Origin of the sequence: Maritimibacter fusiformis (genome assembly GCF_008086115.1) — a bacterium.
GTDB lineage: Bacteria > Pseudomonadota > Alphaproteobacteria > Rhodobacterales > Rhodobacteraceae > Muriiphilus > Muriiphilus fusiformis.
Genome location: NZ_VSIY01000004.1, coordinates 344,101 through 363,308, shown reverse-complemented (window position 1 = coordinate 363,308; position 19,208 = coordinate 344,101). Strand labels below are relative to the sequence as shown.

Genomic DNA, 19,208 nt, shown 5'->3' with positions numbered 1-19,208 from the left:
TCAAGGGGCCGGCGCCCGGCGCTGGCCCTCTTCCCACACCTGAGGATACCAGATGACCGACACCACCGCCCTGCCCGCCGAGGTTCTGCGCGCCACCGCCGACGCCCTTGCCGCCCCCGACGCCACGCCCGAGCAGCACCTGGCGCCGGTCGCGGACCACCTGATCGGTGCTTACGGGCTGAAGCTCGTCACCGTCACCGCCCGTGACCCCGCGGACGGAAGTTTCCTGCGGCTCTATTCCTCGCAGCCCGGCGCCTATGCCGCGCAGGGGCGCAAACCGGCAAACGAGACCGACTGGAGCCGCCACGTCATCGACGAGCACAAGACCTTCGTGGCCAATGATTACGAGAGCCTGGCCAAGGCGATGTTCGATCACGAACAGATCCGCGCGCTGGGCATGGAATCCATCGTCAACATTCCGGTGGTGGTGGCGGGCGAGGTGATCGGGACGCTGAACTGCCTCGCGGCATCAGGGCATTTCGACGACGCGATCATCGCCGGGTGCGAAGCCATGCGCCTGCCGGTGGCGGCGGCGCTGCTGGCAGGGGCAAACGTGGACTGACGCCCGGCTCAGGTGATCGATTCAAGCCGTTCCTTGGACATTTCGCCCGGCACAATGGTGATCGGCACCGGCAGGGTGCCGGCGTTGCGCACCAGTTCGGTGATGATCGGCCCCGGCCCGCCCCGGCCCGAGGAAGCGCCCAGAACCAGAACGCCGATCTCGTTGGCTTCCTCGACGCGCTTGAGGATCTGCTCGACCACGTTGCCCTCGCGGATCACCAGGCGCGGGTCGATGTCGTGGCGGTCGCGCATCCACTTGGCGAACACCTCGTAATGGGCATGGATGCGTTCCTTGGCCTCGTCACGCATCAACGTGCCGACACCCAGCCAGTGGTTGAACTCCTCCGGCGGGATCACCGAGAGGATCTCGACCTCACCGCCGGTGTGCTGCGCCCGCATCGCGGCAAAGCGCATCGCGTTCAGGCATTCGCGGCTGTCGTCCAGCACGACGAGGAATTTGCGCATGGTTGGCCTCCTGTCAGGCGCGCATGATGACGGAGCGATCTGCGCTAATCAAGCGGTCTTGGCTGCGTCAGAATGCGCCCAGTCCCAGTAGAGTTCGCGCGCCCGCCGGGTGATCGGCCCATGCTGATACTGGCGGTCGTCGAAGGCGGTGACGGGGGTGACCTTGTTGAAGTTGCCCGACAGGAACACCTCGTCGGCGGCGCGGAAGTCGTCGAAGGACAGCACGGCCTCGTGCACCTTGACGCCGTCGGCGCGCAGGTTCGCGATGTGGCGCGCGCGGGTGATGCCGGCCAGGAAAGTGCCATTGGCGATGGGGGTGAAGACCTCGCCGTCGCGCACCATGAAGACATTGGCGCTGGCGGTCTCAGCCACGTTGCCCAGCGCGTCGGCCACCAGCGCGTTGCCGAAGCCCTTGGCGCGGGCCTCGGCCAGCATGCGCGCATTGTTGGGGTAGAGGCAGCCCGCCTTGGCGTTGACCACCGCATCCTCCAGCACCGGGCGGCGAAACCGGGTGGTGGTCAGGGTGGTCGAGTCGGTTGCTGCGGCCATCGGGATTTCCTCGAGGCTGACGGCAAAGCCGGTCGAGTTGGGCTCGGGCACGATGCCCATATGACCGCCCTCGATCGCCCAATACATCGGCCGGATATAGACGGGTGCTCCGGCGGGGTAGAGCGCCAGCCCCTCGCGCACGATCGCCACCATGTCGTCGGCCGAGACCGTCGGCGTGATCATCAGCGCCTCGGCGGAGCGGTTCACGCGGGCACAATGGGCGGCGAGGTCGGGCGTCACGCCCTCGAACATGCGCGCGCCGTCGAATACCGTGGTGCCCAGCCATGCGCCGTGATCGGCGGCGCGCATGATCGGGGTGTCGCCCTGGTGCCATGTGCCTTCGAAATAGGTGCGCAGATTGGTGCCGGTCGCCATCAGGTCCTCCTGTCATCGCGCGGATCGTAGGTCCGGAGGCCGGGAAGGTCCAGACGCGACGTGGCGTTGGGTTGCACGGATCGAACCGGGTTGGATTCAGGCAATGTATGCGCGTTCCGGGTCGGGCATCTCGCCCCGGAACGCGGGTTTTCTGCAAGTCAGCGGCGCGAGCGCACGAAGCCCATCAGATCGAAGGTGCGTTCGAGGATCGGGTTGGCGATGGCCTCGGCGCGCTCTGCCCCTTTGGCCAGAATCGCGTCGATCTCGTCCGGGGCGGCCATCAGGCGCTTCATCTCGTCCGAGATCGGGGCGAGTTTCTCGACCGCCAGTTCGGCCAGCGCCGGTTTGAAGGTGCCCCAGCCCGCGCCGGCATGGTCGCGCAGCACCGCCTCGGCGGTGGTGTCGGACAGGGCGGCGTAGATGTCGACGAGGTTCTTTGCCTCGGGCCGGTCAGCCAGCCCCGCGACCTCGCCCGGCAGCGGTTCGGGGTCGGTGCGGGCCTTCTTGAACTTCTTTGCGATGGTGTCGGCATCGTCGGTCATGTTGATGCGCTCCATGTCGCTGTCGCCGGACTTGGACATCTTTTTCGAGCCGTCGCGCAGGTTCATCACCCGCATTGCCGGGCCTTCGATCACCGGCTCGGTCAGCGGAAAGAACGCCTCGCCATAGTCGTGGTTGAACTTGGCGGCGATGTCGCGGGTCAGTTCGACATGCTGTTTCTGGTCCTCGCCCACCGGCACGTGCGTCGCGTGATAGACGAGGATGTCGGCGGCCATCAGCGACGGGTAGGCATAAAGGCCAAGCGAGGCCTTTTCGGCGTTCTTGCCGGCCTTGTCCTTGAACTGGGTCATCCGGTTCATCCAGCCCAGCCGCGCGACGCAGTTGAACAGCCACGCCAGTTCGGCATGGGCCGGCACCTGGGCCTGGTTGAACAGGATGGATTTCGCGGGGTCGATGCCCGAGGCCAGCATTCCGGCGGCCACCTCGCGGGTGGCGTCGGCCAGCGTGGCGGGGTCCTGCCAGACGGTGATCGCGTGCAGGTCGACGACGCAATAGATGGTCTCGAACGCCGGGCCCTGCATGTCGACCCAACGCTTGATCGCGCCGAGGTAGTTGCCAAGCGTCAAGCCGCCCGAGGGCTTGATGCCGGAAAAGACGCGCGGGGTGAACTGGGTCTCGGCCATGACAGGCTCCGTCTGGATTTATCTGCCCGGCTCGCTTACCTAGGCGGGTGCCCAGCGTCAAGGAAACCCGATGCGCCCCCCTTTCGAACTGCCCACCGACCAGGACCACAACGCCCCGCCGGTGAACCCGCTTCCGCCCGCCGTGGTGGTGCTGGCGCTGGCGATCTTCGGCATCGAACTTGTGCTGACGGCGGCGAATGCCGGCATCCTCGGCGGGCCTGCGGGCACCGGCTGGCGGCTGGCGGCGATGGAGCGGTTCGGGTTCTACGAGCCGATGTTCGACTGGATGATCCAGAACGGCACGATCCGCTGGGAGTTCATGGCGCGCTTCGTGACCTATCCGTTCATCCACGGCACCTTCACGCATGCGCTGTTCGTGCTGGTGTTCCTGTTGGCGCTCGGCAAGCTGGTGGGCGAGGTGCTGTCGAACTGGGCGGTGCTGGTGGTGTTCTTCGGGGCATCGGTGCTGGGCGCGCTGGTCTACGGGCTGGTGTGGGATACGCGCGTGGTGCTGTTCGGCGGCTTCCCGGGGGCTTACGGGATGGTGGGGGCCTATACCTTCATCCTGTGGGCCGGGCTGGCCGGGCGGGCGACGGGCCTGCAGGCGTTCACGCTGATCGCGTTCCTTCTGGGCATCCAGCTTGTGTTCGGGCTGCTGTTCGGTGGCGGGCTGAACTGGGTGGCAGAGATCGCGGGCTTTGCCTCCGGCTTCGGCCTTGCGTTCCTTGTCAGCCCGGGCGGCTGGGCGGCGATCGTGGGCAAGATCAGGCGGCGCTAGGGGGGCGGTCCCTCATCCCCCTCGACCACCACATGCGCCTCGAGCCGGTCCGAGATCGCGCCCGGGTGGCGGCGGCGGCGGGCCAGCGCCACGAGGTTCGAGACCGCGAGCGCACCGATCACGACGCTGCCCCCGACGATGGCCCAGCGGCCCGGATCTTCGTCCACCACCACCCAGGCCAGGATCGGGGCCAGAACGCTTTCCAGCAGGATCAGCAAGGACACCTCCGCCGAGGGCAGGTAGCGCGGGCCCATCGAGATGAAGGCGGTCGAGGCGGCAATGAACACACCGCCGTGCAGGATGACGAAGATCCAATCGTCTGATGGCACCGACATCGGTGTCGCGAAGGGCGCGAGCACAATCGTGCCGATCAAAAACGACACCGGGATCGCGGGCAGGAGGCTGATGGATTTCATGCTGCGCGCGGCAGTGAGCGCGATGGCGAAGAAGGCCGGCACCAGCAGCGCGACCAGATCGCCCTCGATGGTGGCCCGTTCGCTGTCGCCCGACCCGAAGGCGATGATGGCGATTCCAACTGCCACGGCGGCGATGGTCAGGGCGGTGCGGCGGCTGAGGCGCTCGCCGAGAAAGACGAAGCTGAACAGCGCCGCGAAGGCCGGCATCGCGGCGATGATGAAGACCACGTTGGCGACCGAGGTCATCGACACCGCGACCACGAACAGGTTGCTCGAGACCGCCAGCGTCAGGATGTAGATCAGCATCGGGCGGCCGTGGCGGGTCAGCCCGCGAAACGCGCCCGGCCCCTGAAAGATCAGCACGCCGCACCCGATGGTCAGACCGGCGAACAGCGCCCGCCAGAAGGCGATGGTGTAGGCGTCCGCCCCGATCAGCCGCACGAACAGCGAATCCGGCACGATCATCATCACGCCCAGCGCGGTTATCAGAAGGCCCTTGAGGTGATCCGACATGGCCTGCAGCAAGCGACAAACCGGCGCAGAAGGCAACCCTCCGGCCCGCGCGGCTTGACAGGGGGGCGCCCGGACCTCATATCAAATCCGACAGAAAAGGTGCGCGACATGTTCATCCAGACCGAATCCACGCCGAACCCGGCGACCCTGAAATTCCTTCCCGGCCAGGCCGTGCTCGATGCCGGAACCGCCGATTTCCCCTCGCCCGACACCGCCGGCCCCTCGCCGCTGGCCAAGCGGGTGTTCGCGGTCAAGGGCGTGGCCGGGGTGTTCTTCGGCACCGATTTCGTGACCGTGACCAAGGCCGAGGGCGTCGAGTGGGACCATATCAAGCCCGGTGTTCTGGGCGCGATCATGGAGCATTACCAGTCGGGCGAGCCGGTGATGGAAGGCGAACAAGCCGCCGCCCATGCCGCACATGACGGCCCGGACGGCGAGATCGTGGTGCAGATCAAGGAATTGCTCGACACCCGCGTGCGCCCGGCGGTGGCGCAGGACGGCGGAGACATCACGTTCCACGGCTTTGACCGGGGCGTGGTCTATCTGCACATGCAGGGCGCTTGCGCCGGTTGCCCGTCCTCGACCCTGACGCTGAAGATGGGCATCGAGAACCTGCTCAAGCACTACATCCCCGAGGTCACCGAGGTGCGGGCGGTTGCCGTCTGACCCGACCATCCTGGCGTTTGACACATCGGCCGCGCATTGCGCGGCCGCTTTGCTGTCGGGCGGACGGATCGTGGCCGCGACCGCCGAGGAGATGGGGCGCGGGCAGGCCGAACGGCTGATGCCGATGATCGAGGAAATGCTGGCGGGCGCGGGCTTTGCCTGGCGCGATCTCGACGCGGTGGCGGTGGGGATCGGCCCCGGCAACTTCACCGGCATCCGCATATCGGTGGCCGCCGCGCGCGGCCTGGCGCTGGGGCTGGGGGTGCCGGCCATCGGGGTTTCGACGCTGGAGGCGCAGGCCGAGGGCATGGCGCGGCCCTGCCTGTCGCTGGCCGATGCGCGACGTGGGATGACATACGCGCTGGTGCTGGGCGAGGACGGGCCGCCGGTGATGACAGATGCGCCCGACGCGCTGCGACCCGAGATGCCGCGTGCGCCGATGGCCGACCCGGCAACGCTCGCCCCGGCGATGGCGCGGATCGCCGCCGCGCGGCTGGCCCTGGGCGCCCCCCTGCCCCGCCCGGCGCCGCTGTATTTCCGCAGCGCCGATGCGGCCCCGCCGAAAGACCCGGCGCCGGTGATCCTGCCATGACACTGGACGAGATGGCCGCGCTTCATGCCCGCGCCTTTCCCGGCGGGCGGGCCTGGGCGGCGGGCGAGATCGAGGCGCTGACCGGCGCGCCGGGCGGCTTTGCGGTCACGCGGGAGGCCGGTTTCGCGATCGGGCGGGCGACGGCGGGCGAGGCGGAACTGATCACCATCGCGGTCGCGCCCGAGGCGCGGCGCGGCGGGGTCGGGCGGGACTTGCTGGCAGCGTTCGAGGCCGAGGCACGGGCGCGCGGAGCCGAGGCCGGGTTTCTCGAGGTCGCCGCCGACAACGCGGGCGCGCTGGCGCTCTACCGCGCGGCGGGATGGGCCGAGTCGGGGCGGCGGCGCGGCTATTACCGGCGCGCGGATGCGGCGGTGGACGCGGTCGTGATGACGAAATCGCTTGTCGGGGCCTGATCTCACGAAAACGTGAAGGCAGGCGCGCAGACACCCGGCGCCCCCTGTTCGCAGGGCTTGCGGACCAGCGCAGCCCGGGTCGCGCCCGGCGCGCAGAACCTCCGTCGCGCGGGCGCGGGCCTCCGGCGTGATCGGTCCGGCCCCGGCGCCGGCCGGCGGTTGCGGCACCAGTACGTTTACATTTCCGCGCTGCAGGAATAAGGCGCGAGGCGGAACAAGGCTTGGCACGCGGCGGGACGCCGATACGCTGCCAGTCTTGCCGGCCGGGCCGGTGGGCGTGATCGCCGCCAGATCCGCGCCGGTCCCGGCACTTGAAACAGCAGGACCGAATTCGGTCACGGAGGGCTGAGGGATGCGACGACGAACACCCGGACGCTCCGATTTGTCGCAGGAGCCGTGAGCCGCCCCTGCAACTGACCCCTAGACATATTCAACATCTTGCAGCAATACCTGCCCATGCAAATCTACCTGCCCATCGCCGAAGTCTCCGTCAACGCGTTCCTGCTGCTTGGGTTGGGCGGGATGGTCGGCATTCTGTCCGGCATGTTCGGGGTCGGTGGCGGGTTTCTGATGACGCCGCTTCTGTTCTTCATCGGCATCCCGCCCGCCGTGGCGGTCGCCACCGAGGCCAACCAGATCGTCGCCTCGTCGTTCTCGGGCGTTCTGGCGCATCTGAAGCGCAAGACCGTCGACATAAAGATGGGCGTGGTGTTGCAGATCGGCGGCCTGATCGGGGCCGCGCTGGGTATCCAGTTGTTCAACTACCTCAAGTCGATCGGCCAGGTCGATCTGCTGGTCAAGCTGGCCTATGTCGTGTTCCTGGGCGTGGTCGGCGGGCTGATGTTCATCGAATCGCTGCGTGCCTTTCTGAAGTCGCGCGGCAGCACGGCGGCGCCGGCCCGGCGCAGGCACTTCTGGGTGCACAACCTGCCGTTCAAGATGAAATTCCGCACCTCGGGTCTCTATATCTCGGTGATCCCGCCGATCCTGGTGGGCGTGCTGGTCGGCGTGCTGGCGGCGATCATGGGCGTCGGAGGCGGCTTCATCATGGTGCCGGCGATGATCTACCTGCTGGGGATGCCGACCAAGGTGGTGGTGGGCACGTCGCTGTTCCAGATCATCCTGACCACGGCATTCACCACGATGATGCACGCCACCACCAACTACACGGTCGACGTGGCGCTGGCGGTGCTGCTGCTGGTTGGCGGCGTGATCGGGGCGCAGGTCGGCACCCGGATCGGCGTCAAGATGAAGGCCGAACAACTGCGGGTGCTGCTGTCGCTGCTGGTGCTGGCGGTCTGCCTCAAGCTGGGGCTGGACCTGCTGCTGGAACCGTCCGAGCTTTATTCCATCGGCGCGGAGGGGCACTGACATGGCACGCCTCCTCGCATTCCTCGCCGCCGCCTGGCTGACGCTCACGCCCGTCGCGGCTCAGGCCGAGACCATCGTCGCCGGGCTGAGCCAGAACCGGGTGTCGATCACCGCCACCTTCGTCGGCTCCGAGATCCTGATCTTCGGCGCGATCAAGCGCGACGCGCCCACGCCCGACGAGATGCTGGGCATCACCGTGGTGATCGAGGGGCCGTCGCACCCGATCACCGTCCGGCGCAAGGAAAAGCGGCTGGGGATCTGGGTGAACACCGACTCGGTCGACGTGAACTATGCCCCCTCGTTCTATGCCATTGCCACCTCGGGCCCGTTCGACCAGTTGATCACTCCGGAAATCGACGAGGTCCGGCGCATCTCGATCCCCTCCTCGATCAGCGTGCTGCAGACCGAGGGCGGGCCGGATGCCGCCGACTTCGCCGAGGCGGTGATCCGCATCCGTTCGAAAAACGGCCTCTATCGGATGCAGGAAGGCGCGGTGAACATCGCGCAGGATACCCTGTTCGACACCCGCATCGAACTGCCGGCCAACCTGACCGAAGGCGTCTACAGCGCGCGCATCTACCTGACCCGCGACGGCGAAGTCGTCGCCACCCACACGGCGCATATCGACGTGCAGAAGGTCGGGCTGGAACGCTGGATCTACAATCTCGCGCATGAACAGGCGTTCCTTTACGGGCTGATGTCGCTGTTCATCGCCGTCGCGGCGGGCTGGGGTGCCTCGGCCGCGTTCCGCCTGATCCTGCGCAGCTAGGGTCAGCCGCGCCCGATATAGGGCATCGTCGTCGCCATCAGCGTCATGAACTGCACGTTCGCCTCGGGCGGCAGGCTGGCCATCTGCACGACCGCGCGCGCCACCTCGGCCACGTCCATGCTTGGCGGTGGCGCCTCGCCCGCCGCCACGGCCTGTTCCACCACGCCTGCCAGAAGATCGGTGCGGGCGTTGCCGATGTCGATCTGGCCGCAGGCGATGCCGAAGTTGCGCCCGTCAAGGCTGAGGGTCTTGGTCAGCCCGGTGATGGCGTGCTTGGTGGTGGTGTAGGTGACCGATCCGGGCCGGGGCGCATGTGCCGAGATCGAGCCGTTGTTGATGATCCGCCCGCCCTGCGGCACCTGCCGTCGCATCTGGCCGAAGGCGGCGCGGGCCATCAGGAACATGCCGGTCAGGTTCACATCGAGCGCGCGCTGCCAGTCGTCCAGCGGCACCTCGTCGATCGGGGCGGCGGGGGTGAAGATGCCGGCGTTGTTGAAGAGCACGTCAAGCCGCCCTGCGGCCGCAACCAGCCCGGATACAGCGCGCGCCGCATCCTCGGGCCGGGTCACGTCGCCTTGCAGGACGATGGCGTTGTCGCGCCCCTTCGCCACCTCGTCCAGCGCCGCCTGGCGGCGGGCGAAAAGGCCGACCTGCCAGCCGGCGTCGAGAAACGCCTCGGCACAGGCGCGGCCGATGCCGGAGCTTGGGCCGGTGACCAGGATGCTAGGCGACATCGTCTTCGGCCTCGAGTTTCAGGGGCGCGGGCGCGGCGGCCAGGTCGTCGGTGCGAAGTTCGCGGGTCGGCCGCGCCAGGGCATAGCGCGTGACCCAGTGCAGCCGCGTTTCGGCGCGGGTGATCGCCACATAGGCCAGCCGCTTCCACAGCGGCAGGCCGGCCTCGATGCGCCCGGCGCGCGCGGCGGCCCAGAGGTCGGGCGCGAAGACCTGCACCTCGGGCCACTGGCTGCCCTGCGCCTTGTGGATCGTCACCGCCGCCCCGTGCAGGAACGCAGCCCCCATCTTGGCGGCGAAGGGGATGAAGGGTTCTTCCTCGCCCGGCAGTTCGATCTTGATGATCGAGGCGACGGAGACTTGCGGATCGTCCGCGCCAAAGACATGCAGGCGCGAGAAGCCGGGCTTCTTGCCGTCGCCCAGAAACACCACCTGCGCGCCCTTGATCAGCCCCTTGGCCTCAAGCTCGATCCGGCGCTTGCGGTGTTTCAGGGGCAGCTCGATCCCGTCGCAGATCAGCGGCTCGCCCGGCACCAGCCGGTCGGGCGGCGCAGCATGCGAGGCGCGGAAGGCCTGGATCAGGCGGATGCGGGTCTTGTTGCGCCAGACCAGCACCGGCGAGCGTGCCATCAGGTCGGCGTTCACCCGTGGCGCCACCACCACGCGGTCATCGCGCCGGGCGGCGTCCTCGATCATCCGCTCGAACGCCTCGAAGGTCAGCGCCTCGTCGCCCAGCGCATGCGCCAGGTCGAGGATCGGGTTGTCGGTTTCCTGCCGGTGGACGCGGTGCAGCACGCATTTCTTGGCATCGCCGAACCGGTCGAACACCATTTCGCCGGACTGGCCGACCGGGGCAAGTTGCGCCGGGTCGCCGAACAGCACGAGGGTGTCGAAGATCTCGGCCAGGTCCTCGAACTGCTTTTCGTCGAGCATCGAGCTTTCATCGACAAAGCCGATATCAAGCGGGTCGTCGCGCCGCTTCCAGCCGGTGATGAAATCCGACCCGCGCAAGCCCGCCGCGGCCAGCGCGCCGGGGATGGATTTCTGCGCCTGGTAGAAGGCATGGGCCCGGTCGAGCGCGATGTCGGTCAGCCCCTCGACCTCGGGCCGCTCGCCCTGCCCGGCCAGCCATTCGGCGATGGCCTCGTATTCCGGGGCATAGACCGGGGTGTAGAGGATGCGGTGGATGGTGGTCGCCGGCACGCCGCGCGCGCGCAGCACGGACGCGGCCTTGTTGGTGGGCGCCAGCACCGACAGCGTGCGCCGGTCGCGCCGCCGCTTGCCCTCCCAATCGCCCGAGACGATATCGACCCCGGCCTCCTCGACCGCGCGGGTCAACTCGGCCAGCAGCAGCGTCTTGCCCGACCCGGCCTTGCCGATCACCGCCATGACGCGCGATTTGCCCTTGGCGCGGGGCGTGGTGGTGGCCGCGTCGATATCGACGCCGGCCCCGCGCAGGAGCTCGGCCAGGCGGTCGTGGGCCTCGGCCTGGTCGTCGGAAAAGGTCAGCTTGGGCAGGGACATGGGCCAAGACTACCCCAGCCGCCGGGCAGCGGCCAGACGGATCAGGCGGGGATCGCCAGATCATGCAGGGGCGACAGCGAGGCGGCCAGCCAGCGGCGCGAGGTGGCGCGGCTGATGCCGACACGGGCCAGCGTCGGGGCGAAGGCGGCGGCGTCCATCGACCAGAGGCCGACGCCGATGGCGGCGCTGCCGGTGCCCCGGCGGCCGAGGACTTCGGGGGTCAGGCCCATGCGGCGGTAGATGCGTTCCATCCGGGCGTCGAACACGGCGACGAACTGGGTGAGGCTGTGGGCCTCCATCAATTCGCCCGCCGCCAGGGCCAGCGCCGGGGCGGCGCGGTGGTCGGCGCGGGGCGAGATGCAAAAGCGGGTGCATTCCCAGATGAACGGGCTTTCGATCGGGTGGCCGTCGTTGAGAAAGGCGAAATGATCGTTGACCATGGTGCGCCCGGTGGTCGGCAGGAAACGCATCGAGCCGCCGTGCCTGCCGTCGGGCAGTTCCCAGATCGCATAGAGCGGGTTTTGCGCGTCGTAGGCGTCGCGCTCCTCGCCGCTGTCGCTGACCGACACGTCCCAGCCGAGGCGCCGGGCAAACTGGTCGGCGCGATCGGTGAACATGCTGTGGGCAAGGCGCGGGTGGCGGGCAAGGTCGGCGGCGTGGAGATAGCGGAGCATGGGGTCTCATCCTGTCTGGGTCTTGCCGGGCAGGATGGGGGAAAGGGGTTAACAAGCCCGCGCCGGGGCGCGCGGTGGGGTTAACGAAGGGTGAAGATCACACGATGATGAGGCCGCTCGACAGCGCGCGGGCGACCGCGTGTGTGGTGTTGAGCGCGCCCAGCTTGTGGCGCGCGCTTTCGATATAGACCCGCAAGGTATGTTCGGAGATCGACAGGTCGGCGGCGGCCTGGGCGCGGCTTTTGCCCATCGCCAGCGCGCGCATCGCGGCCAGTTCGCGGGGGCTGAGGCTGGGCACCGTCTGCGCCGCCTCGCCCAGTTCAAATTCCAGCGCCTTGCGGTTGAACTCATGCGCCAGGATCATCAGGTCGCGGCCGTTTCTGGCGATGAACCCGGCCCAGACGTCATCCTCGGCCTCGTGGTTCAGGGTGAACAGCGCGAATTGGCCGTTGGGGCCGCGCACCGGCACCGAATAGCCCTGGTTGCCAAGCCCGTGGTCCAGCGCGTCGTGCAGCATCACGCGGGCGGGTTTCGAGGACCAGTCGAGGTCTTTCCAGTTGGCCGGGGTGAACCGCTGGAAGCAGCCGAAGATGACCGGGTCCATGCGCAGGTAGTCCTGCGCCAGGTAGCGGTCGACCCAGGCGTCGGGATAGGTGCCGGCGCCGAAACGCTCGCCCTCGGAATTGACCCAGTGATAGACGACATGGCGCACGCGATAGAGCGCGCGGGTTTTCTCGGTGGCGGTCTGGAAATCCTCAAGCGTGGTTGCGGCCTGCACGGAGTCGAGTAAGCGTTCCAGTCTGTTGCCCATGCCCGCCCGCCATCAGATCCCCGCCGCCCAGGCGATGCGAGGGGGTCGAGGACAATTCGGCCAGCGCGACGAGACTTGCGTCTTCGATCTGCGCCGCCGTCGCCTCCATCCCGTTCAGGGTCGCAAACGCCTTGAGGTCGGCAAGCACATCAATGATCCAATCGTTCGGCATGTAAAGTTCCCTGTTTCCGAGGCTGCTCACAACCCTAGCATGTGTGTCATTTTCCCGACATTCGCGCATATGAACTCCCCATTTCCGGCGGGATGTGGGGATTCAACCCCCTGAAACCGCAGTATTCAACGCTGGCCATCCCGGCGGCCGTCGACAGTGATTCGCGCATCGGAACGATGCAGGAACAACCTACGGGTGAACGCGTTAAAAATGCGTCAAGACCGTGAACAAAAAGAGACCCTTCGCGTTGGCGAAGGGTCTCGGTCGCGGCCATTCAGGCGCTCAGCGGGCTTCGAGCGCGTCCTCGAGGGTGCGCAGCCCGGTGGTGGGCGCCTGCACCAGCACCGCCATGTTGCCGGGCTTGTGCTCGTTGCGCAGCATCTTCATGTGCGCCAGCGGGATCTCGTCCCAGGGAAAGACCTCGGACATCGACGGGTCCAGCCGGCGCTCCAGCATCAGCTTGTTGGCGGCGGCGGCCTGTTTCAGATGCGCGAAATGCGAGCCCTGGATGCGTTTCTGGTGCATCCAGACATAGCGCGCGTCCATCGTCAGGTTGAAGCCCGAGGTGCCGGCGCAGAACACCACCATGCCGCCTTTCTTGACCACGAAGCTCGAGACCGGGAAGGTCGCCTCGCCGGGATGTTCGAACACCATGTCGACGTTGACGCCCTTGCCGGTGATGTCCCAGATCGCCTTGCCGAACTTGCGTGCCTCGGTGAACCAGGCCTTGTATTCGGGCGTATTGACGGTGGGCAGTTGGCCCCAGCAGTCGAAGTCCTTTCGGTTGATGACCCCCTTGGCGCCGAGGCTCATCACGAAGTCGCGTTTGCCCTCGTCGGAGATCACCCCGATGGCATTGGCGCCTGCTGTGTTGATAAGCTGGATGGCGAAACTGCCAAGCCCGCCGGAGGCGCCCCAGACAAGCACATTCTGGCCGGGCTTGAGCTCATGCGGGTGATGGCCGAACAGCATCCGGTAGGCGGTGGCCAGCGTCAGGGTGTAGCAGGCCGATTCCTCCCAGGTCAGGTGCCTGGGGCGCGGCATGAGTTGCTGGGCCTGCACGTTGGTGAACTGCGCGAACGAGCCGTTCGGCGTCTCGTAGCCCCAGATGCGCTGGCTGGGCGAGAACATCGGGTCGCCGCCGTTGCATTCCTCGTCGTCGCCGTCGTCCTGGTTGCAGTGGATCACCACCTCGTCGCCGACCTTCCAGCGCTTGACCCGGTCGCCGACCGCCCAGATGATGCCCGACGCGTCCGATCCGGCGATGTGGTAGTCGGCCTTGTGCACGTCGAACGGGCTGATCGGGATGCCGAGGCCGGCCCATACACCGTTGTAGTTCACCCCTGCCGCCATCACCAGCACCAGCACCTCGTGGCTGTCGAGCTTCGGCGTGTCGACGATCTCGGTTTCGAAGGACTTGTCCGGCTCGCCGTGCCGTTCGCGGCGGATGGTCCAGGCATACATCTGTTTCGGGACATGGCCCATCGGGGGCATTTCGCCGACCTCGTAGAGGTCTTTCTTGGGGGCGTCGTAGCTTGCAATGCCTGCGCTTTCGTCGAGAGCCATGCTGGCCTCCTTGATCGTCGGTGGTGTTTGTGCCGCAATGCAGAACCGCGGCTGCTAATGCAGCATTAAGGACGCGCCCGCAAGATTGCAACCACGTTTGGGGGTATAATTGTAATATTATGTCGCAGTTGATGATGCGTCAGGCGCGATATGTCCCTCAAGCTCGGGAATCGCCGGCGACAGGTGGCCGATGGAATTGGCATAGTAGGTCAAAAGCGGCCGGTCGGGCGGGTTCACACGGTAGCGGCCATTCTGGTCGATGAGGATGCCGCGCAACGCAAGCAGGCGCAGACCGACCTCGACGGCATAATCGAGATCGCCGCGCGGCATGTGAACATGCGCGCCGCGCGCTGTCATGTCCTCGACCAGGGCGACGAATCGCTCGCGAACCGCAGCGCGGCTCTGATCGTCGCCTTCCAGCATGATCGCGGCCACCACCGGCACCGGAAGCACCGGCACCACGGCACGCACCCGCGCCATCAGGGTCTCGGCAAGCTGATGGGTCGGGGTTTCTTCGGCGTCCGGGTGGTCGGCAAGAAAGGCGGCCAGCGACAGCGGCTTGCCGAAACTGACGCTGGCATAGCCGAAGCGGTAGAAGCGGCCGGTGATGCGCTGCCACAGGTGCCTGCCGACGTGGCGGGCGGCGTCGCTGGCACGCAGGCGGAACTTGCGCTCGCCCGAGATGTCGGCGGCGACCAGCACGCGGTCCTCGATCACCCGGTCGTAGTTCAGCGCGACCGGCACGAACACCACGTCGCGGGTGCGCTCGGGGTCATAGCCCTCGACCATGTAGTTCAGAAGACCCATGCGCGGCGGCCCGACCGCGCCGTTGAGCGACAGCCCGCCCTCGGGAAACATCGCCTGGGTCACGCCCCCCGCCGTCGCCATCTGGACATAGCGCGCCAGAACCCGGCGATAGAGCGCGTTGCGGCTGCGGCGGCGGATGAAATAGGCGCCCATCGCCCGGATCAGCCCCCGAAGCGGCCAGCGCCGCGCCCATTCCCCCACCGCATAGGACAGGTGCGAGCGTTCGGCGGCCAGCCATGTGACCAGCACGTAATCCATGTTCGAGCGGTGGTTCATCACGAACACCACGGTGGCGTCGGGGTCGATCGCCTCAAGCCCGGCCTCGTCGAAGGCACCAAGGCGCACGCGATAGAACGCCTTGGAGATCAGCCGCGCCACCCGGATCGCAAAGCCGAAATAGGCAAAGGCCGAAAAGCGCGGCACGATCTCGCGGGCGTAACGGCGGGCGGTCTCGAAGGCGACCTGTTCGGGCACGCCTTCGTCGCGGGCATGCTCTGCGATGGCCTCGGCGACCTTGGGGTCGTAGATCAGCCGCTGGATCATGTCGTGGCGGCGGGCCAGCTTGAACGGCTCGATCGGGCGGGTCAGGCGGGCGTTGAGCCGGACCACCGCGCGCTCCAGCCGCTTGCGGAAAAACCAGCGCACCGAGGGAAACAGGAAGTGCGACGCAAACGTCACAGCCGCGAAGGCGAGGATGAGCAAAAGCGCCCAGAGAGGCAGTTCCACCGTGCGGGTCATGCCCGCAGTTAGCCGCAGCAAGGCCCCTCCGTCCAGAAAAAGCGCGCATTTTCTGCGGTTTGCCTGAAATTCAGATTGAAGGCCGACCGGTTCTCGCTAATCTGCGCGCTATTGTTTTCTAGTCAGGAGAGGAAAATGGGATTTCATTTCGCTAAGGGATTTGCCACGGCGGCGGTGGTCGCCGCCGGGCTACTGGCCAGCACAACCAGCGCCATGGCGTTGGAACGGTGGGTCAAGGTTGTCAACAACACCGGCTACACGATGGTGGCATTCTATGCCTCGCATCGCGATGCATCGACCTGGCAAGAGGATATCCTGGGCAACAACGTGCTGCCCTCTGGATATTCGATCAATATCAACATGAACGATGGCACCGGCTATTGCATCTTCGACTTCAAGGCGGTGTTCGACGACGGTGACGAGGTTGAAGTCTGGGGCCGCAATATCTGCGAACTCGACACGTTCACCTTCAACCCGTAAGACCGAAATTCCGACGTCACACGGCAATGCCGCCCGGCTCCACCACGTTGGCGCCGGGCGGTTTTCGGTTTTTTGTACCGTCGGTTTTCTGCCCAAAAACCCCCGATTTGCGCTATACTCGGCGAATTATCGAACAAAAGGGGGGGTGGTATGGAACGTCGTTTCTCAACGGGGCTGGCGTCTTTGGCGCGCGTGTCGGTGGCCTCATTCCTGGGCGTGGTTTTCCTTGGCGCCATGACCGCGACTGCGGCCGACAAGGATTATGATATCCACAACAACACCGGCGTGACGATGCAGTATTTCTATGCGTCGCCCGTCGCCAGCGATGACTGGGGCGATGATCGCCTGGGCAACCGGGTGATCCAGTCGGGGTATTACGAGACGATCAGGTTCAGCGACGGCAGCGCATTTTGCTTTTACGATCTGCGGGCCGAATTCGAAGACGGATCCTATGCCGAACAACGCAGCGTCGACGTCTGCCAGGCCGATGGGTTCAACTTCCGCTACACCACGCCCGGCGACGCGGCAGCCGCACCGCCGGTTTCGCCCGGCCCGGACCGGGTGGTGAATATCTACAACGACACCGGCCTGACGATGATCTATTTCTATAGCTCGAGCCAGGACATGACGACCTGGGGTGCGGATATTCTGGGCGACCAGGTGCTGAACTCGGACAATTACCTGACCGTCGATTTCAACGACGGCAGCGGCGCCTGTCTTTACGATTTCAAGGCGGTGTTCGAGGACAACATCGCCGAGATCGAGCGGTTCGGTCTCGATGTCTGCGCGATGGAAAGCTACACGTTCCGCCAACTCGATCTGCTGATCGACTGAGTCCTTGGCATCGGGGGACGTGGAACGGATCATTGCGCGATTTTGCCGCGCAATGATCTTCCTTCAAATTCTGGGGTTGAGTAACTTTATTGCTTGAGGCATCAATGCTGCAGCGCAACATGAACCGCGAGTCAGCGATGCAAACGACCGAGACCCCGCCCCCCGACCGCCAGCCGGACAGGCCCTGGCTGTTTCGCACCTATGCCGGGCATTCGACTGCCAGCGCGTCGAATGCGCTCTATCGCGGCAACCTCGCCAAGGGGCAGACCGGGCTGTCGGTGGCATTCGATCTGCCGACCCAGACGGGATATGACAGCGACCACAAGCTGGCGCGCGGCGAGGTCGGCAAGGTGGGCGTGCCGGTGGCGCATCTGGGCGACATGCGGATGCTGTTCGACCAGATTCCGCTAGACCAGATGAACACCTCGATGACGATCAACGCGACCGCGCCGTGGCTCTTGGCGCTTTATATCGCGGTGGCCGAGGAACAGGGCGCGGATGTCGCCGCGCTGCAAGGCACGGTGCAGAACGACCTGATCAAGGAATACCTGTCGCGCGGCACCTATGTGTGTCCGCCCAAGCCCAGCCTGCGGATGATCACGGATGTCGCCGCCTATACCCGCGAGCATCTGCCGAAGTGGAACCCGATGAATATCTGTTCCTACCATTTGCAGGAGGCGGGGGCGACGCCCGAGGAGGAACTGGCCTTTGCGCTGGCAACGGCGACGGCGGTGCTGGACGATCTGCGCGGCAAGGTGCCAGAGGCGCAGTTTCCGGAAATGGTCGGGCGGATTTCATTCTTCGTGAATGCCGGTATCCGTTTCGTCACCGAAATGTGCAAGATGCGCGCCTTCGTCGAGTTGTGGGACGAGATCACGCGCGACCGCTATGGCGTCGAGGAAGAGAAATTCCGCCGTTTCCGCTATGGCGTTCAGGTCAATTCGCTGGGGCTGACCGAGCAGCAGCCGGAAAACAACGTCTATCGCATTTTGCTGGAAACGCTGGCGGTGACGCTGTCGAAAAACGCCCGCGCCCGGGCGGTGCAGCTGCCCGCCTGGAACGAGGCGCTGGGCCTGCCGCGTCCCTGGGATCAGCAATGGTCGCTGCGGATGCAGCAGATCCTGGCCTATGAGACCGACCTTCTGGAATACGGCGACCTGTTCGACGGCAACCCGGTGGTGACCCGGAAAGTCGAGGAATTGAAGGACGGCGCGCGTGCCGAACTGGCCCAGATCGACGCGATGGGCGGGGCGATGGAGGCGATCGACTACATGAAGGCGCGGCTGGTCGAAAGCAACGCCGAACGGATCGCGCGCATCGAGGCGGGCGAGACCGTGGTGGTCGGCGTGAACCGCTGGACCGAACACGCGCCCTCGCCGCTGACCTCGGGGCCGGAGGCGATCATGCTGGCCGACCCGGAAGCCGAGGCCGACCAGATCGCGCGCTTGCAGGCGTGGCGCGCTGCCCGTGACAGTGCAGCGGTGGAAAAGGCGCTGACCGAATTGCGCGCGGCGGCGAAATCGGGGGCGAATATCATGCCCGCGTCTATTGCCGCGGCAAAGGCGGGCGCGACGACAGGGGAATGGGGCGACGCGGTGCGCGCGGTATTCGGGCAATATCGCGGCCCCACCGGCGTTTCGAAAAACCCCTCGAACCGGACCGAGGGGCTTGACGAAATTCGCGCGCGTGTCGATGCGGTGTCCGATGCCCTGGGGCGGCGTTTGAAATTCGTGGTGGGAAAACCAGGATTGGACGGGCATTCCAACGGGGCCGAACAGATCGCCGCAAGGGCGCGCGATTGCGGCATGGATATTACCTACGAGGGTATTCGGCTGACACCCGAGGAAATCGTCGCCTCGGCGCTAAAGGATGGTGCGCATGTGGTCGGGCTTTCGATCCTGTCGGGCAGCCATGTTCCCTTGATCGAGGAATTGATGGAGCGGATGCGCGCCGCAGGGCTTGGCGATGTGCCGGTCGTGGCGGGCGGGATTATTCCCGAAGACGACGCCAAGCGGCTCCGCGCGATGGGCGTGGCCAAGGTCTATACGCCTAAGGATTTCCAATTGAACACCATCATGGATGATATCGTATCGCTTGCCGACCCGAGGGTGCGCGCGGCGCAATAGGTGTATAACCTTTCGCGAGCCGGTCATCAATTCAATGAATAACTCCGAATTAATGCTTTTCCTGACCGGATTTGTTTTGTAACAGGCGACAA

General features: G+C 66.1%; 21 protein-coding genes. 10 read left to right on the top strand and 11 right to left on the bottom strand.

The features are described 5' to 3' along the window. The first annotated feature begins 52 nt into the window (after window positions 1-52). The gene (locus tag FVF75_RS05870; protein WP_148377014.1) at window positions 53-562 is read left to right on the top strand and encodes a GAF domain-containing protein; all 510 of its coding nucleotides are present in this window, start codon (window positions 53-55) and stop codon (window positions 560-562) included. Window positions 563-570: 8 nt separating this feature from the next. On the opposite strand, the gene FVF75_RS05865 is transcribed toward FVF75_RS05870, so the two are convergent. The 3 genes from FVF75_RS05865 to trpS form a co-directional block, all read right to left on the bottom strand. After that, window positions 571-1,026 (bottom strand): universal stress protein, encoded by a 456-nt coding sequence (locus FVF75_RS05865; RefSeq protein ID WP_148377013.1) that lies wholly within the window; start codon window positions 1,024-1,026, stop codon window positions 571-573. Window positions 1,027-1,074: 48 nt separating this feature from the next. Then, window positions 1,075-1,950, bottom strand: a complete 876-nt coding sequence (locus tag FVF75_RS05860; RefSeq protein ID WP_148377012.1) for a branched-chain amino acid aminotransferase — start codon at window positions 1,948-1,950, stop codon at window positions 1,075-1,077. Window positions 1,951-2,108: 158 nt separating this feature from the next. Continuing rightward, window positions 2,109-3,134 (bottom strand): tryptophan--tRNA ligase, encoded by a 1,026-nt coding sequence (trpS, locus tag FVF75_RS05855; protein WP_148377011.1) that lies wholly within the window; start codon window positions 3,132-3,134, stop codon window positions 2,109-2,111. Window positions 3,135-3,204: 70 nt separating this feature from the next. Here trpS and FVF75_RS05850 point away from each other — a divergent pair, with 70 nt between their 5' ends. Continuing rightward, on the top strand, window positions 3,205-3,912 hold the full coding sequence (locus FVF75_RS05850; protein ID WP_148377010.1) for a rhomboid family intramembrane serine protease: 708 nt from the start codon (window positions 3,205-3,207) through the stop codon (window positions 3,910-3,912). Here FVF75_RS05850 and FVF75_RS05845 read toward each other — a convergent pair. Beyond that, window positions 3,909-4,841, bottom strand: a complete 933-nt coding sequence (locus FVF75_RS05845; RefSeq protein ID WP_148377009.1) for a DMT family transporter — start codon at window positions 4,839-4,841, stop codon at window positions 3,909-3,911. The genes FVF75_RS05850 and FVF75_RS05845 overlap by 4 nt on opposite strands. 108 nt (window positions 4,842-4,949) lie before the next feature. Between FVF75_RS05845 and FVF75_RS05840 the strand changes: the two genes are divergently transcribed. From FVF75_RS05840 to FVF75_RS05820, 5 genes are all read left to right on the top strand, one after another. Next, window positions 4,950-5,507, top strand: coding sequence for a NifU family protein (locus tag FVF75_RS05840; RefSeq protein WP_148377008.1), 558 nt, complete (start codon window positions 4,950-4,952; stop codon window positions 5,505-5,507). After that, complete coding sequence (gene tsaB, locus FVF75_RS05835; RefSeq protein WP_148377007.1) at window positions 5,497-6,099, top strand: tRNA (adenosine(37)-N6)-threonylcarbamoyltransferase complex dimerization subunit type 1 TsaB; 603 nt, start codon at window positions 5,497-5,499, stop codon at window positions 6,097-6,099. The genes FVF75_RS05840 and tsaB overlap by 11 nt, the downstream gene beginning before the upstream one ends. Beyond that, window positions 6,096-6,512, top strand: coding sequence for a GNAT family N-acetyltransferase (locus FVF75_RS05830; RefSeq protein ID WP_187392983.1), 417 nt, complete (start codon window positions 6,096-6,098; stop codon window positions 6,510-6,512). The genes tsaB and FVF75_RS05830 overlap by 4 nt, the downstream gene beginning before the upstream one ends. 456 nt (window positions 6,513-6,968) lie before the next feature. Next, window positions 6,969-7,883 (top strand): sulfite exporter TauE/SafE family protein, encoded by a 915-nt coding sequence (locus FVF75_RS05825; protein ID WP_148377006.1) that lies wholly within the window; start codon window positions 6,969-6,971, stop codon window positions 7,881-7,883. 1 nt (window position 7,884) lies between these two features. Further along, window positions 7,885-8,652: a TIGR02186 family protein gene (locus tag FVF75_RS05820; protein ID WP_148377005.1), complete on the top strand. Its 768-nt coding sequence runs from the start codon at window positions 7,885-7,887 to the stop codon at window positions 8,650-8,652. 2 nt (window positions 8,653-8,654) lie between these two features. Here FVF75_RS05820 and FVF75_RS05815 read toward each other — a convergent pair whose 3' ends face one another. From FVF75_RS05815 to FVF75_RS05785, 7 genes are all read right to left on the bottom strand, one after another. Next, window positions 8,655-9,386: an SDR family oxidoreductase gene (locus FVF75_RS05815; RefSeq protein WP_148377004.1), complete on the bottom strand. Its 732-nt coding sequence runs from the start codon at window positions 9,384-9,386 to the stop codon at window positions 8,655-8,657. Then, a complete protein-coding gene (locus FVF75_RS05810) occupies window positions 9,376-10,908 on the bottom strand; it encodes an ATP-dependent DNA helicase (protein WP_148377003.1) in 1,533 nt (510 codons plus the stop codon). The genes FVF75_RS05815 and FVF75_RS05810 overlap by 11 nt, the downstream gene beginning before the upstream one ends. Window positions 10,909-10,949: 41 nt before the next feature. Then, window positions 10,950-11,582, bottom strand: coding sequence for an acyl-homoserine-lactone synthase (locus FVF75_RS05805; RefSeq protein ID WP_148377002.1), 633 nt, complete (start codon window positions 11,580-11,582; stop codon window positions 10,950-10,952). Window positions 11,583-11,679: 97 nt separating this feature from the next. Next, window positions 11,680-12,393, bottom strand: a complete 714-nt coding sequence (locus tag FVF75_RS05800; protein WP_148377001.1) for a helix-turn-helix transcriptional regulator — start codon at window positions 12,391-12,393, stop codon at window positions 11,680-11,682. Continuing rightward, the gene (locus FVF75_RS05795; RefSeq protein WP_148377000.1) at window positions 12,338-12,565 is read right to left on the bottom strand and encodes a hypothetical protein; all 228 of its coding nucleotides are present in this window, start codon (window positions 12,563-12,565) and stop codon (window positions 12,338-12,340) included. The genes FVF75_RS05800 and FVF75_RS05795 overlap by 56 nt, the downstream gene beginning before the upstream one ends. Before the next feature lie 282 nt (window positions 12,566-12,847). Then, window positions 12,848-14,131: a crotonyl-CoA carboxylase/reductase gene (gene ccrA, locus FVF75_RS05790; RefSeq protein ID WP_148376999.1), complete on the bottom strand. Its 1,284-nt coding sequence runs from the start codon at window positions 14,129-14,131 to the stop codon at window positions 12,848-12,850. A 117-nt stretch (window positions 14,132-14,248) separates the two neighbouring features. After that, window positions 14,249-15,676, bottom strand: coding sequence for a 1-acyl-sn-glycerol-3-phosphate acyltransferase (locus tag FVF75_RS05785; RefSeq protein ID WP_148376998.1), 1,428 nt, complete (start codon window positions 15,674-15,676; stop codon window positions 14,249-14,251). A 135-nt stretch (window positions 15,677-15,811) separates the two neighbouring features. Here FVF75_RS05785 and FVF75_RS05780 point away from each other — a divergent pair, with 135 nt between their 5' ends. The 3 genes from FVF75_RS05780 (at window position 15,812) to FVF75_RS05770 (ending at window position 19,116) form a co-directional block, all read left to right on the top strand. Continuing rightward, a complete protein-coding gene (locus FVF75_RS05780; protein ID WP_148376997.1) occupies window positions 15,812-16,156 on the top strand; it encodes a hypothetical protein in 345 nt (114 codons plus the stop codon). A 234-nt stretch (window positions 16,157-16,390) separates the two neighbouring features. Beyond that, the gene (locus tag FVF75_RS05775) at window positions 16,391-16,990 is read left to right on the top strand and encodes a hypothetical protein (protein ID WP_148376996.1); all 600 of its coding nucleotides are present in this window, start codon (window positions 16,391-16,393) and stop codon (window positions 16,988-16,990) included. 119 nt (window positions 16,991-17,109) lie between these two features. Next, window positions 17,110-19,116 carry a methylmalonyl-CoA mutase family protein gene (locus tag FVF75_RS05770; RefSeq protein WP_425463221.1) on the top strand — a complete coding sequence of 669 codons (2,007 nt, stop codon included), beginning with the start codon at window positions 17,110-17,112 and terminating at the stop codon, window positions 19,114-19,116. The last annotated feature ends 92 nt before the right edge of the window (window positions 19,117-19,208 follow it).

What these genes read in the sequence shown, in the direction of transcription:
- FVF75_RS05865 (WP_148377013.1), bottom strand. Translation starts at nt 1,026, where the DNA reads ATGCGCAAATTCCTCGTCGTGCTGGACGACAGCCGCGAATGCCTGAAC.
- trpS (WP_148377011.1), bottom strand. Translation starts at nt 3,134, where the DNA reads ATGGCCGAGACCCAGTTCACCCCGCGCGTCTTTTCCGGCATCAAGCCC.
- FVF75_RS05800 (WP_148377001.1), bottom strand. Translation starts at nt 12,393, where the DNA reads ATGGGCAACAGACTGGAACGCTTACTCGACTCCGTGCAGGCCGCAACC.
- FVF75_RS05795 (WP_148377000.1), bottom strand. Translation starts at nt 12,565, where the DNA reads ATGCCGAACGATTGGATCATTGATGTGCTTGCCGACCTCAAGGCGTTT.
- FVF75_RS05775 (WP_148376996.1), top strand. Translation starts at nt 16,391, where the DNA reads ATGACCGCGACTGCGGCCGACAAGGATTATGATATCCACAACAACACC.
- FVF75_RS05840 (WP_148377008.1), top strand. Translation starts at nt 4,950, where the DNA reads ATGTTCATCCAGACCGAATCCACGCCGAACCCGGCGACCCTGAAATTC.
- FVF75_RS05815 (WP_148377004.1), bottom strand. Translation starts at nt 9,386, where the DNA reads ATGTCGCCTAGCATCCTGGTCACCGGCCCAAGCTCCGGCATCGGCCGC.
- FVF75_RS05845 (WP_148377009.1), bottom strand. Translation starts at nt 4,841, where the DNA reads ATGTCGGATCACCTCAAGGGCCTTCTGATAACCGCGCTGGGCGTGATG.
- FVF75_RS05770 (WP_425463221.1), top strand. Translation starts at nt 17,110, where the DNA reads ATGAACCGCGAGTCAGCGATGCAAACGACCGAGACCCCGCCCCCCGAC.
- FVF75_RS05825 (WP_148377006.1), top strand. Translation starts at nt 6,969, where the DNA reads ATGCAAATCTACCTGCCCATCGCCGAAGTCTCCGTCAACGCGTTCCTG.
- FVF75_RS05850 (WP_148377010.1), top strand. Translation starts at nt 3,205, where the DNA reads ATGCGCCCCCCTTTCGAACTGCCCACCGACCAGGACCACAACGCCCCG.
- FVF75_RS05810 (WP_148377003.1), bottom strand. Translation starts at nt 10,908, where the DNA reads ATGTCCCTGCCCAAGCTGACCTTTTCCGACGACCAGGCCGAGGCCCAC.
- ccrA (WP_148376999.1), bottom strand. Translation starts at nt 14,131, where the DNA reads ATGGCTCTCGACGAAAGCGCAGGCATTGCAAGCTACGACGCCCCCAAG.
- FVF75_RS05830 (WP_187392983.1), top strand. Translation starts at nt 6,096, where the DNA reads ATGACACTGGACGAGATGGCCGCGCTTCATGCCCGCGCCTTTCCCGGC.
- FVF75_RS05785 (WP_148376998.1), bottom strand. Translation starts at nt 15,676, where the DNA reads ATGACCCGCACGGTGGAACTGCCTCTCTGGGCGCTTTTGCTCATCCTC.
- FVF75_RS05780 (WP_148376997.1), top strand. Translation starts at nt 15,812, where the DNA reads ATGGGATTTCATTTCGCTAAGGGATTTGCCACGGCGGCGGTGGTCGCC.
- FVF75_RS05870 (WP_148377014.1), top strand. Translation starts at nt 53, where the DNA reads ATGACCGACACCACCGCCCTGCCCGCCGAGGTTCTGCGCGCCACCGCC.
- FVF75_RS05860 (WP_148377012.1), bottom strand. Translation starts at nt 1,950, where the DNA reads ATGGCGACCGGCACCAATCTGCGCACCTATTTCGAAGGCACATGGCAC.
- FVF75_RS05820 (WP_148377005.1), top strand. Translation starts at nt 7,885, where the DNA reads ATGGCACGCCTCCTCGCATTCCTCGCCGCCGCCTGGCTGACGCTCACG.
- FVF75_RS05805 (WP_148377002.1), bottom strand. Translation starts at nt 11,582, where the DNA reads ATGCTCCGCTATCTCCACGCCGCCGACCTTGCCCGCCACCCGCGCCTT.